Here is a 13,792-nt window from a genome sequence, read left to right on the forward strand (position 1 = left end):
TTAACCAAGTACCCATGAAAAAACTTAACCTATTATTTTTTCTGTTTCTAGGCATTCAATTAGTATCTGCGCAAGACATGCAGGAAGGTTTTGGCTATTTAGAACAAGGCGATTTTGCGAAAGCTGAAACTTTTTTTGAAGGTATTCTAAACGAATATCCAGATAACAAAACTGCAAATTTGTGCTACGGTAGGGCAGTAGGCTTAAACGGTGAACCGCAAAAGGCAACTTCGATCTTTACCGATTTGCTGAAAGACTATCCCGGTGACCTGGAAATCGAACTAAATTATGCCGAATCACTTTTATGGGGAAGCCATTTTAATAAAGCTAAAGCTTATTACAGCGATCTTGTACAAAAATATCCAGAAAACTTTGCAGCACTTTTAGGCTTTGCCAACACGCTTTCTAATTTGAAGGAATATGACAATGCTTTGATCTATGTGAATAGAGCATTAGAAACTTCTCCCGGCAATCCAAATGCGATGGTTTCTAAAAAATATATTCGTTTAGGATTTGCGTATCAAAAAATGCAGAATCAGGAATACGAGCCGGCGATCGCTTTGCTGAATGAAAATTTAGAAGATTTTTCTGGTGATAGAGAAACCTTGCTGAATAAAGCTAATATCTATTTAATCACTAAAGAAACCGATGAAGCTAAAAATGTTTATTTGGAATTAGCCAAAAACGCTAAAGACAGTATCGTAGCTTTAAACGGAATGTCACTTGCTGCGCATATCGCTGAAAATGAAAAAGAAGCCCAGGCGCTTGCTGAAAAAGCTATTGAAAAAGCCGAGGTTTTGGGTGATTCCACGTCGATACAGGCTTCAAGAGAACGATACGCTCAAACTTTGGTTTGGAATAAAGATTTTAAAAATGCTGAAGCTTATATTTTAGAATTAATAAAAAAATACGGTGAAGAAAACTGGGTGTTGTCATTGCGTGCAACTTTAGGAATGTATAGAAGTGATTTTAAAGAAAGTATTGCTGATTATCAGCAAATTTTAGAAAAAGACACCGCTTCTTTCGATGGAAATTTGGGAATTGCCAATGCTTATTTTGCAGATGGCGAAACCGAAAATGCTTACGATGCCGCTTATCAGACTTTAAAAGTGTTTCCTAATCAAAAAGATGCGACCAATTTCTTAGGGAAGTTAGATCGAAGTTTTACACCGACTGTAGAAGAGAAAATAAATTACACTTTCGATAATGGAGATAACAAAGCCTATGCTACAAATACCAATATTGAATTTCCGGTTAGCACAAAACTGAGTTTTAATGCCAATTATAACTATCGAAAAACCCGAAATAGCATTACAGAAAACGAAGCAACTTCAAATAATTTTAGTTTAGGTGGAAGCTATAAGTTTCATCCAAAAGCTACTTTTCATGTTTTAGGAGGAATAAATTCGGCTAACTCTTTCAGTAATAATTATAACCAGTTTCTGGCGCAAGCTTTTTTCAAGATCAAGCCATATAAATTGCAGGATCTGGAAGTTGGTTATAACCGCGAAGTTCAGAATTTCAATGCCGATCTTTTGGATCGCGAAATCGTGGTGAACAATTATTACATGAACTATAATATGGGCACTAATTTTAATTTGGGTTGGTTTACGCAGTATTATTACAGTTCGCAGAGTGATGAAAATAGCAGGAATTTGCTGTTTACCTCGTTGTATTATAATTTCCTGTCGAAGCCGGTTTTAAAAGGAGGTTTAAATTATCAATTCTTAAGTTTTAAGAATCAGGTACCAACGATCTATTTTAGTCCGTCGCGATTTAATGCAGTTGAGATTTTTGTCGACTTTTTGATGGATGAAAATGCTGTGGAGGCCAAAAGTCTGTTTTATGGATTAACCGCAGCAACCGGTTACCAGTTTATCGAAGACGATCCCAAACAATCTACTTATCGTATCCAGGGAAGGTTTGGCTATAAATTTTCAGAACGTTGTTTAGCGAATTTCTACGGAACTCGAAGTAACATAGCATCTGCCACTGCAGCTGGTTTTACTTTTACTGAATTTGGATTTCGACTGAAGTGGATTTTTTTGAATAAGCCGGTTTTTGAAACGAGGTAAGTTTAAAAGATTATCAAATTAAATGTCCAAAATAGATAATAATGAGGTATGGTCACCCTGAACTTGATTCAGGGTCCCATCACAATAATTTGTTTTCAATATAGTATGAGATTCTGCTTCAATTCCAATGGTTATTGGAACGGAATGACTAAACAACGAATTACGGATCATCAATTATCTAAAAAAAGAGGCTTTAAAATATCGAAAAATCGAAATAGAATTAATTAGCATAAATATCTTTTAAAATATTTAATTCTTCTGTTGTCATGGGAAGCATTTCACTATTGGTCCATTGCTGCTTTTGTTTGAATTTAGCCACGGTTTTATTGAAGGCTTTTTTCGAATTATAGTTGCTTCTAAATTTTTTGACCTTTTTTCCTTGAATTAATTTATTGAAAGCGATTTTACTACTTATCTGAAAATCAAAAATAGAGTCATTTCCAAAAAGTATTTTTTTATCATTAATTATTTCAGCGTACGATAGAAATTGTCTGTTGCTATTATCGTTGTTGAATTTGATAAACGAAGCAACTCGTGTCGTATAATTTGGTTCCTCACGAGTTAATTCTGGTATTTTGTTTCTTAAATATTCAACTTTAATTTCTTTTAAGGCAAGATTTTTTTCGCTTAGAAAAATATGTCCTGAGACTAAACCCTGGCTATCAGAAAGTTCGATCTTATAAATATTTTCGTTTAAATTTTTAATTCGGCCTGCATAGCTAAAATTGAGGGTTTTTAATTTTTCAATCAATGGAGCGTTTGACTGTGAGAGATCCATTAGATTTAGAATTTCAGCAACACCGGTATTTAAGTCAAGCAAATATTTTTCTGTCTTTTTTACTTCAGAAATTTTGGTTTTGTTTTCTTCTTTTATAGAAGCTTTATAAGAAAGAAAGTCGGTTTCGATCATTTCTACTCCTTTACCATCCTTTTTTAAACTATATCTAAATATTCCTTCTTGATTAAAAGGCTGTGAGAGAAAGTTCTTCGGGATATTCTCAAATGCTTTCAAAATGGTATCTTTCGCATTAAAATTGTTTAAAACAACTTCATCCAAATTGTAAGCTAAAGCTTTTAAATATAAGGTGTCTTTAAGATCTTTCGAGGATAGTTTTTTGGTCTGATAACCCAAATGAGAAAGAATGTATTCTTCATGATCTTTTGGGGTAAAGATAATTCCGTCTTCATTACTTACACTTCCTTGATTATTCCCAAAATCCAAATTAGCGTAGGGAATAGGTTCTAGACTTAGCGAATCTAAAACCAGCGCTTGTTGAGCATATCCATTAGAATTGTAAATGAATAATATTACAATCAACATTAGCCCTTTTGGGAAGTGAGATGTAGAAGACATTCTTAAAACTTAGACTTTTAAGGAATTAAATTAAGAAAAATAAAGTTAACGGCAAAGCCTAAAATTTATTCAAAAAATCTTCAATATTACTTAAATTCCCCCTGAAATTTAATCGCCTGTTCGATATGCCCCAGGTGATGTTTAGAATGCCAGGCATACATCCCGATAGCGGTTTTCAAAGTGAACTTTTGTTTCCTTTCTGGGTGGTAAAAAGTCTTTTGAAGTTCATTTTCGCTAAAATTCTCGATTAATTTTACCCAACGATGATGTAAACCTTCTAACAATATTAAGCTTTGGTGAATATCACACGAATAATCATCTAATTGTGCCCAGGCAGTTTCATCATAACCTCTAATGGCAGGATCTTTTTCGGTTAAAGCGATTTTAAATCTAATGATACTATTCATATGACTATCGGCCAGATGATGAATCACCTGTTTTATCGTCCAGCCTTCAGGGCGATACTGCCAATATAATTGTTCTTCAGAAAGATCTTTGGTAAGATTTGTTATTTCGGCGGGTAATTCTGCAATGTCCTTAGTCCAGGTTTTAAGCTGTTGCGGAGTAATTTCCGCAGGATTTATAAAAGTGCCAATGGGATATTTTAGTTGATCGAGTGTCATGCTCTTAGATTGAAAAACGAATTTAGTAAATTATCTCGGGGTAAGCTCACAAGACATTTTCTGGAAATAGATTTTTAATTTCGAGGCAAGCCTCGGAGTATTATATCCTTTGGCGGTGCCAATAAAAAAGAAAATGCCGGGTAACCACTCCCGGCATTTTCACTCATAACTAACCTAACCAACTAACCAATCATTAATTCACAACTAAACCAATTTGTGACTTGTCTTTATTATCTACGATAATTATACTGTTATAGATTCCCGGTGGAACACTTTTTAATTGTATTGGGACTTCTATTTTTCCGTTTTCCAGTTCGTACACTTTGTTATGCACCATTTTGCCGCCCATATCAAAAATCATCACCTTTACATTTTTTCCTGATTTTGGTAGCACCAAACTTGTATTATTTCTAAAAGGATTTGGGTAATTATAGGCTTTCTTTACAGGAGTATCTACTACCGCAATTGGATTTTCCTGTGAAGGAATTTCCCTAAAATTGGTAAACTGAACATTTTCGATGTTTACATTAAATTGCTGAAATGCGCTGTAATTCCCTTGTACAGAAAATACTATTCCTTTTAACGGCTCGCCTTTAAAACTTTCAGAATCATTGCTGAAATCTGATAATCTTAAGTTGTAGATTTTTCCATCTGCATTGGTTTCTATAGCGTAGCGATATCTTTTATTCCAATCTGTTAAACCATCAGTCACCAGGATCACTTCAATAGGAAGATTACTTTTAGAAGTAAATTCTAAGGCTTCAAAATTATCAGTATAAAATTGTTGATCTCCGGCTAAAATATTTCTGAAAACATTTAAAGTTCCGTAGATCTCACCATCTATATTTACGTTTCTTTCAATCTGATAAGAATTATTGCTGAAATTATCCAATTTCACCTCTGTAATGCTGAAGGAATTAATTTTAGTTTCAGCTTCAGCATAATCGATTCCCCAGGGGCCATCGGCTAAATAAAGTGCATCTGCTTTTGGCGAATTATTCCCCTGAATTTCCAAACCTACGTCAAATAAACTTCCGGCATCTACAATAACTTCTTCTTCATATTCAGCAGCTAAAGAAATATTTTTATTGAAATCAGTTTCAGAAGCGACTTCAGTAGCGCGAATATTTCCCTGGAAATTTACCGCCGTTGCACCCGAATTATTTTTGATGCGCAGATGTAATTGTCCATTCTTATATACTCCTTTCTTTACAAAAACACTCGGGATCTCACTTTCTTCAGTATTAAAACTTAATCCATTTGTAGCTTTAAAGGTATCGATCACATGTTTTGCTAAAGTGCTTACCTGCCCCATAGAGCCGCCCCAAATCTGGAAGTTTGCGTAATTTCCTTTTGGATAATCCCCAATATTCCAGAAGCTGTACAATTTGTTTCCGCCAGAGCCATTAAGTTGAACAGAAAAATTAAGTGCATATTCTAATTGACCACTAGCTCTTAGAGTTTTGATCATGATGATTTCGTGACCTGCTAATTGAATTGTTCTAATATCTTCTAAACTAGAGCTGTTTAATCGATCGCAAATTACTTTAGAGTGATCGTAAATTCCGTTATCTGTTAATGTAGCCAAAGCTGCAGCAACACGCATATCACCCTGATAATAGTCTACCGAGAAGATCTCTTTCGCATTAGTGATCGCTAAAAGATCTTCTGGGCTAGACTCATATGATTGCTCAGAGCCAAACATCCCGGTTTCTGGTAGTAGGGATTCCAGGTTAACCTGGGAGTTTTTCATAAATGGGCCCTGAGCTTTATATTTTGATTGTGTACGTTTATGATCTTTAAAGTTATTTTCTTTAATTCTGCTAAAGTTTCTTTTAGCGATTAGAGAAGCTAAATTTCCGTTACTTTCTAATCCGCCAAGGTTTGCAGAACTTACATCTGTAGCCGATTTAATATCTACAAAATTAGCGGTTCTTATCGCATCGTAAGGATTAGCCGTTACGTAAAATAAAGCGTCATTAAAATCCTGATCGCAGCTGGCATAATCTCGACGAATATCTTCGAAACCAAGGATTACTCGTTCGTTTTCTGGATCTGCCAGTAATACATTATGCTTCCTTAATTCTGGATCGGCTTCTGGGTTATAATCAGGATTAGAAAATACCTGCCAGTGACCACCGGTTACATAACCTCTCCAACCATTGGCTAAAAGCACCCAGCCAATTCCGGTTCCTGCCTTAAAATCTCCAATTTTAACTTTATCGCCGGCATATAATCCACCACCAGATCCAGCTGCAGAAACATTAGGGAAGATAATGGTGATATCCTTTGGCTCTGGTTTTGGTTGTTTTGGCGCATTAATATCATAAGTATAAAAGCCTAAAACATTTTTATAACCAGCACCTTCTTTTACAAAAGTTACCCAAACTGCAGCATCTTTATCCAGGATAAGGTCGGTGTCATAACCTGCGGTAATGTAATGCGGATTATAATCTGGTACCGGATAACCTTCCGGTAGTGCATCAGAAATCATTTGCATGGTTGCTGCGCTTATATTGTCGCGACCAACTAAATAGTCTGGAACACCTTGATCATCATAAGTACCCAAGAACTTGTAATCCTGTGCTGTTCCGAAAAAAGAAACTAAAAGACAAAGAAAAAGTAATTGTTGCTTCATGATCTGGCTGATTTATATCACGAAAATAGATCAGCTTTAGGCTTTTACCTTTCCTAAATCGACAGGCTATTTTTTAGTGTCGATGAATGGTTGTCTTTTTTGGACGAGTTGTCTTTTTAGAAAATTGAGTTATAGGATGAACGGTTTCAAATAGGTAATTGGATAAAAAAGTATCGAAATTGGGTATAATTAAGCTAAGTTTATAGTCTAAGTTTTACGTTTTTATTCGTTCTTAAAATGAACTACCCAAATGTCATATTATACAAAAATCACCACTATTTTTTTGGTTGCTGTTTGTGTTTTGCAAATATCCTGTGTTTCAGAAAAGGAAACAGAATCTAACAAAATCGACCTGGCTGGAGAATGGAATCTAAGATTAGATTCTTTAGACACCGGCGCAAAGGAAAATTGGCAAATGGCTTGGGAAGAAGAAACCCAAAAAGTCCAATTACCCGGAACATTAGATGAAGCAGGAATTGGTGAAAAAGATACCTTAACGCCTGGGCTTAATAATTATGTGCTTTCCAGTCTAACACGTAAACGACAGTATATTGGGAAAGCCTGGTATCAAAAGCAAATTGAAATTCCTAAGAAATGGGAAGGGAAATCCTTGTCGCTTAATTTAGAAAGAGTTTTATGGAAATCTACCGTTTTTGTGAACGGAGAAGAAGTAGGCTCTAGAGAAAGTTTGATCGGGAATCACCAATATGAGCTTTCAAATTTAAAAGCTGGCGAGAATACGATTAGTATTTTAATTGATAATTCAGATTTCTACCCAGATATTAATGTGATTGGCGATCGTTACCCTGTAAAAGTAAATCAGGAAATGGCGCATGCTTATACCAATCATACCCAAATTAAATGGAACGGTATTTTAGGAGATATTGCGATTACGCCTGTTAGCCAAAAGATCTTTAAAAATGTTGAGGTTTATCCTGATACTAAAACTGGTACTTTGAATATTGAAGTTGCTACAGATAGCATTATTTCTAAGCCAATTTTAGTAGAAGTTTTGGATAGCGAGGGAGCTTCAGTTGTTTCAGAATCTATTTCAGATTATTCCGAAGAAGAAAATAAAATTCAACTTCAGTTTTCCGTAGAAGGAGCTTTAGAAGAGTGGGACGAATTTAATCCACAGCTTTATACGGTTCAGGTAGGTGCTGAAGAAGAAAAGATCACCAGGACTTTTGGGTATCGCAGCTTAAGTCATGATGGCGGAGAACTTACGCTAAATGATCACCGAATCTTTTTACGTGGGAACTTGGAGTGTGTGATTTTTCCATTAACCGGTCGTCCGCCAATGCAAAAACAAGAGTGGTTAGATCTTTATCAAAAAGCCAAGGCTTATGGTTTAAACCATTTTAGATTTCATTCCTGGTGTCCTCCTGAAGCTGCTTTTGCTGCAGCCGATGAAATTGGAATGTACCTTCAGGTAGAATTGCCGCACTGGAGTTTAAAAGTTGGGGAAGACGAAAAAACTTGGCAATTTTTAGAAAATGAAGCCGATAAGATCATCGCAGATTATGGGCATCATCCTTCGTTCCTATTTATGTCTATGGGTAACGAGTTAGAAGGAAACTTTGATTTGCTGAATAATTTGGTTTCAGAATTGAAAGAGAAAGACACAAGACATTTGTATGCGACAACCAGCTTTTCTTTTCAGCAACCTGTAGGAACTCGTCCAGAACCACAAGATGAATTTTTTGTAACACAGTGGACAGATAAAGGATGGATTAGAGGACAGGGTGTTTTTAATGAATATTCGCCAAGTTTTAATAACGACTACTCGGCAAATAGTGATTATATAGAAGTGCCATTAATTTCGCATGAAATTGGGCAATATTCTGTTTATCCAGATATTAACGAGATCGACGATTATACTGGCGTTCTAAAGCCGTTAAATTTTATGGCCGTTAAAGAAGATCTGAAAAAGAAAGATTTATTATCGCTGGCTCCAGATTTCACCAAAGCTTCTGGTAAATTGGCAGCGATGCTTTATAAAGAAGAAATTGAAAGAGCTCTTAAAACACCTTCTTTTGATGGTTTTCAGTTATTGCAATTGCAAGATTTCCCAGGTCAGGGGACAGCATTGGTAGGACTTTTAAATGCATTTTGGGAATCCAAAGGAGCTATTAGTGCAGAAGAATTCAGCAAATTTAATAGTCCTTTGGTTCCTCTGGCTCGTTTTGAAAAAGCTATCTATAAAAGTGGAGAACAATTTAAAGCTGAACTGGAAGTCGCTAATTTTTACAAAGAGCTGAAGGATCAAAAATTAGTTGCAAGTCTAACGAATACTAAAGGTGAAGTTATTGCTGAAGAAAAGCTTGAAAATGTAAATCTATCTATAGGTAATAATATCACTTTAGGAACTCTTGAAGCAGCTGTAAATGTAGACACGGCTGAAGAGTGGGAACTTAAAATAAAAGTAACGGGAAGCGACTTTGAAAATAGCTGGCCGGTTTGGGTTTATCCTGAAGAGGTTACACAACCAGAAAGCGATGTTTATGTAACAGCTTCTTTTACTGAAGCAGATCAACTTTTAAAACAAGGCAAAAAAGTATTGCTAAACCCTGCTTTAGACGATTTAAACGGAGTAGAAGGTAGGTTTGTTCCGGTATTTTGGAGTCCGGTGCATTTCCCAGATCAGCCGGGCACGATGGGACTTTTAATCGATACAGAACACAAGGCACTAGAAAATTTTCCAACCCAAGAATATACACAATGGCAGTGGTGGGATTTATGTAAACAGTCTAAATCTATAATTCTAGATGATATTTCAGTGAAACCAATTGTGCGAGTGATCGATAATTTTGTGACCAATCACAGTATGGGGAATTTATTCGAAGTAAAAGTGGGTGAAGGGAAATTATTGTTTTCTTCGATAGATATTCAGAAAAACTTAAAAGAGAGACCTGCCGCACAGCAGCTAAAGAATAGTTTGATTAAGTATATGAATTCAGATGAATTTGCACCTCAACTTCAACTTAGTTTAGAAGATTTACAAAAAGCTACAAAAAATTAAGCAGATGGTTAGTTGCTTAAATTGTTGAATTTTAAGGCCTGTTTTAAAAAAAAACAGGCCTTTTTTTGTCGTAAACTAATCTAAAAGATCAACCACTACGATAAGCACATAATTATCGCGTCTATTTAGTGAAAGGTCTACAGATTGGATATGATATTTGCCGTCTAAATGACTTAGCATACGTTCTTTGATAAGACTTTCGATTACAAATGGATTTTCGAAGTCTATAGGCTCAAGGATTTCAATATTAAAGATCTTATTATTCATTTTTCAACTTTTTTAAATGTAAAACTTTAAGCTTAATGCAGGTTTAGACACTTTATTGTAGAAGGAACATTAAATTTTTAAAAATTCTTAGAAAGCTATTTTAAACCCGATCTCCTTAAGTTTTAAGATGAAATTCTAAGCGATTAGAGCTCAGGTTTTTTTTGGCTTTCCCAACTTCAGTTATTCCTAATATAGAATTAACACTTAGTAACTTTCGTATAACTTTTAAAGTATTCCTCTGGTCTATTTTTGCTTTGACGAAAGACTTTTTTCTTCATATTTAACAGTTTAGTGCATTTAGAAAAGTGGGAAGAATTTATTTCTTCCCGCTTTCTTAAAAAATGAAGAAAGGAAAAAAATACCGTTGAAGAAATGACCAATATCATAATCCGGTTCAACCTTAAATATTAAATTTTCATTGCAAAACCTGTCTTTAGTAATTGATAGGAATTGCTAAAAAAGACAACTAAAGTGGTGACTTTATTGAATTATGAAACACAAGATTTTAATAGTCCTCTTCCTGGTTCTGGAGTGCTGTAAGGCGCAATCAATTAGTTCTTTCCAATACTCCAGAGCAAATCTATTAGATCCTTCACCCGCAGTAATTCTGGTAGCTGCGCATCGCGGAATGCATCGGGACTATCCAGAAAATTCTATTCCCGCAATTCAGGATGCTATCGATCATCACGTTGATATTGTAGAAATTGATGTACAAATTACCAAAGACGGAATTCCTATTTTAATGCACGATGAAGAAATAGATCGCACCACTACGGGTAGAGGAGAAGTGCGCAAGCTTACTTATGCTGAAATTTGTGAATTTAAGCTAAAAGATAAAGCAGGGAAAGAAACTGCTCTCACCGTGCCCAGTCTTGCTGAAGTTTTAGAATTGAGTAAAGACAAAATTATACTTGATTTAGATCTAAAATTAAAAAAAAGACACTTAAGAAAAGTAACCCGACTTATTGAAGAGTTGAAGGCCGAAAATTCGGTATTCTTTTATGAAAGTCGGCATGCCGTGATCAAAAAAATACAACGACAATTGCCAGGAGCTTTGCGCATGACGAAAGTAAGTTTAAACCGCCGAGCCGTTAAGAGGGCGATGCTAAAAGCAAATCCTGAAATTGTGCATCTAGGAAATTCTGAAAGAGATCGCGATCCTGTTTTTATAAAATATCTTCAGAATTACTACAAAAAACCCGTTTTTGCCAATGCTTTAGGTGCCTTAGATCTGGAAGTAGAAAAAAATCCAGATACGCTAAATTACTTTATTACTAAAGGGATAAACGTAATTCAAACCGATAAGCCAGAGCTTGTTTTAAACTATTTGGTAGCTAGAGGGAAGCATGATCAGTTTTAGTAGACTCCTATTTTTACGAAAAAGATTACCGAAAATTATCGAGTAAAATATCAATACTCGATATTTTACTCGATAATTTTTATTAGCTACTCCTAGGCTTTTCCGAAATAATGGTGATTTTAAATCAAATGTCTCAAGAGCATGTTCTGAGTTAGTTTACTGCAGAGTTCTAAGTCTGAATAATTTTTTCTGAAAAAGCTTCTACCTGTTTCCAATTGGTATATTCTATAGGTTTTTCTGTTTTTGTAGGGCCATGCGTCATTTTCATGATCATTTTAATCAGAAGCCGATCAATAAATGAATAAGATGCATAATCTAAACGCCCGGCAAAGACTTCGATCATTTTGGGCTGCCAATCGATATTTTTAAAGAATTTAATCACGTATGGATTGGTATTAAAGCTATTTTTTTCTGCTTTACGTGCGACCAGGTTTACTGAAAAAAATGCCGAGTTTGTCGATTCCAGTTCCCTTTGATGCTTTTCGATAAATTCGGTTACTTTTTTATTATGCTTCCCGTATCGAATGCTGGCACCAATTATAAAATTCGAATATTTAGAAATCGGATTTTCGAAATCGGTAATGCTAAATATCTCGGCACTAAAACCTGCATTTTCAATATGGCGTGCAATCCTTTTGCAGATCTTAAGCGTCTGTCCATCTACTGTAGAATATAAAATTGCCACTCTTTTTTCCATTTTCAGGCTTATTTAGAGTAAACTTCTGTTATGTTGAATTCATCTCGAGTGGTTGGACAAATTCAAACCTTAATTTACTCAATTTTTAACGAATTTCATTCAATTATAATTTATGATTTTATTGATTTCTGCAATTTTTTCGGTTTAAATTAAATGTGGCGTATAAGTACATTTTAGGCTTAATTGTTAGCTTTTATGGTACTTTGCTGTGAAAACCAAATAAATGTTTATCTGTTAAAATTTCATATTAAATTAAATGATTTGACAATTAATTGTTCTTTTATTTGATAATACGATATTAATAAATTATACTTGTAGTCTAATAAACTATTAGAGTGTAGGTGATATTTAAATTTTCATCACTAAAATGAATATTTACGAAATCGTTATCGTTTTGGGTTTTAATCAAAATTTCAAAAGATATAATATTTTGAAAGGGATTGAACTGATAGATTTATCTAAAAATGTAATCGATTGCATTATTTAAAAGTAAGTCAGATTTAAAAATGAATACTATCGAATTTCAAAAATACAGAAGCTTCCTGTTCATTATTATTCTGGCTGTTGTTTCAGTTGGTTGTAAGAACAAGGAAGAAAAGAAAACAGTAGCTGTTATAACGGAGTCTGAAATGAAAATTTCAGATTCCCTGAAATGGTCTGAACGTATGTTACTTTCAGAAATAGTACGTTTCCCAGATCCTACACTTTTAGACTTTAGGGAGAAACCAAAATGGAATTATACCAATGGTTTGATTCTTACCGCTACACAGCGTGTTTATGAAGAGACAAATAAGCAGGCGTATTTCGATTATATCTACGAGTTTGGAGATAAAATGGTAAATGAAAATGGAGAAATAAAAACCTACACGCAGCAAGACTATAAATTAGATGTTCTTAAACCAGGCGATGCTTTACTTTATCTCTATTCAAAAACTAAAGAGGAACGATTTTTAAAAGCGTTACAAACTTTAAGAACCCAGATTACCGGCCAACCCAGAACTTCAGATGGTGGCTTTTGGCATAAAAAAGTTTACGAACATCAAATGTGGTTAGACGGTCTTTATATGGCACAGCCTTTCTATGCTCATTATACAAAAATGTTTAGTGAAGGAGAAGAGGCTGAAAAAGCTTATAACGAGATTGTAAAACAATTCGCGCTTATTCAAAAGCACACACTAGATGAAAAGACAGGTTTGCTTTATCATGGTTGGGACGAGAAAAAGCAACAGGATTGGGCAGATACCAATACCGGGACTTCTGCTAATTTTTGGTCCAGAGCGATGGGATGGTACGGGATGGCATTGGTAGATGTGCTTGATTATTTACCTGAAGACCATCCCGGCAGAAAGGACATGATTACTTACTTAAATCAATTTGTAAAAGCTGTAGCTAAAGTTCAGGATAAAGATACAGGTTTGTGGTATCAGGTTTTGGATAAAGGAGATTTAGAAGGAAATTACCTTGAAGCAACTGGCTCGTCTATGTTTGTTTATGTAATGGCTAAAGGTGTTAATCAGGGATATTTACCTAAAAAATATAGAACAATTGCTGAAAAAGGTTTTCAGGGAATTTTAGATCATCTAGTTGAAGTTGAACCAAACGGAATGGTAAATCTTGAAAAATGCTGTGCTGTTGCCGGCTTGGGAGGTGATCGTGATGGTTCTTTCGAATATTATATTAACGAAGAAGTTAGGGCCAACGATCCTAAAGGAACAGGCCCATTTATAATGGCAAGTTTAGAATTAAATAAATAAAG

General features: G+C 34.9%; 9 protein-coding genes. 4 read left to right on the plus strand and 5 right to left on the minus strand.

What is annotated here, in order from left to right; genetic code table 11:
• Positions 1-14: 14 nt before the first annotated feature.
• Positions 15-2,075, plus strand: coding sequence for a tetratricopeptide repeat protein (locus INR75_RS08945; protein ID WP_223091625.1), 2,061 nt, complete (start codon positions 15-17; stop codon positions 2,073-2,075).
• A 220-nt stretch (positions 2,076-2,295) separates the two neighbouring features.
• On the opposite strand, the gene INR75_RS08950 is transcribed toward INR75_RS08945, so the two are convergent.
• From INR75_RS08950 to INR75_RS08960, 3 genes are all read right to left on the minus strand, one after another.
• Positions 2,296-3,396, minus strand: coding sequence for a carboxypeptidase-like regulatory domain-containing protein (locus INR75_RS08950; RefSeq protein WP_223091626.1), 1,101 nt, complete (start codon positions 3,394-3,396; stop codon positions 2,296-2,298).
• Positions 3,397-3,515: 119 nt separating this feature from the next.
• A complete protein-coding gene (locus INR75_RS08955; RefSeq protein WP_223091627.1) occupies positions 3,516-4,052 on the minus strand; it encodes a YfiT family bacillithiol transferase in 537 nt (178 codons plus the stop codon).
• A gap of 193 nt (positions 4,053-4,245) precedes the next feature.
• Positions 4,246-6,690: a DUF4114 domain-containing protein gene (locus INR75_RS08960; RefSeq protein ID WP_223091628.1), complete on the minus strand. Its 2,445-nt coding sequence runs from the start codon at positions 6,688-6,690 to the stop codon at positions 4,246-4,248.
• Positions 6,691-6,940: 250 nt separating this feature from the next.
• Here INR75_RS08960 and INR75_RS08965 point away from each other — a divergent pair, with 250 nt between their 5' ends.
• Positions 6,941-9,712 carry a sugar-binding domain-containing protein gene (locus INR75_RS08965; protein WP_223091629.1) on the plus strand — a complete coding sequence of 924 codons (2,772 nt, stop codon included), beginning with the start codon at positions 6,941-6,943 and terminating at the stop codon, positions 9,710-9,712.
• A 75-nt stretch (positions 9,713-9,787) separates the two neighbouring features.
• On the opposite strand, the gene INR75_RS08970 is transcribed toward INR75_RS08965, so the two are convergent.
• Entirely contained in the window at positions 9,788-9,979 is a 192-nt protein-coding gene (locus INR75_RS08970) for a hypothetical protein (RefSeq protein WP_092543962.1), read from the minus strand.
• Between the two features lie 490 nt (positions 9,980-10,469).
• Here INR75_RS08970 and INR75_RS08975 point away from each other — a divergent pair, with 490 nt between their 5' ends.
• Positions 10,470-11,339 (plus strand): glycerophosphodiester phosphodiesterase family protein, encoded by an 870-nt coding sequence (locus INR75_RS08975; protein ID WP_223091630.1) that lies wholly within the window; start codon positions 10,470-10,472, stop codon positions 11,337-11,339.
• Positions 11,340-11,508: 169 nt separating this feature from the next.
• Here the strand turns inward: INR75_RS08975 and hemG are convergent, their stop codons facing one another.
• Positions 11,509-12,036 carry a menaquinone-dependent protoporphyrinogen IX dehydrogenase gene (gene hemG / locus INR75_RS08980; RefSeq protein WP_223091631.1) on the minus strand — a complete coding sequence of 176 codons (528 nt, stop codon included), beginning with the start codon at positions 12,034-12,036 and terminating at the stop codon, positions 11,509-11,511.
• A 506-nt stretch (positions 12,037-12,542) separates the two neighbouring features.
• On the opposite strand from hemG, the gene INR75_RS08985 reads away from it, so the two are divergent.
• Positions 12,543-13,790: a glycoside hydrolase family 105 protein gene (locus tag INR75_RS08985; RefSeq protein WP_223091632.1), complete on the plus strand. Its 1,248-nt coding sequence runs from the start codon at positions 12,543-12,545 to the stop codon at positions 13,788-13,790.
• Positions 13,791-13,792: the final 2 nt, after the last annotated feature.

This window comes from Zunongwangia sp. SCSIO 43204 (assembly GCF_019904275.1).
GTDB lineage: Bacteria > Bacteroidota > Bacteroidia > Flavobacteriales > Flavobacteriaceae > Zunongwangia > Zunongwangia mangrovi.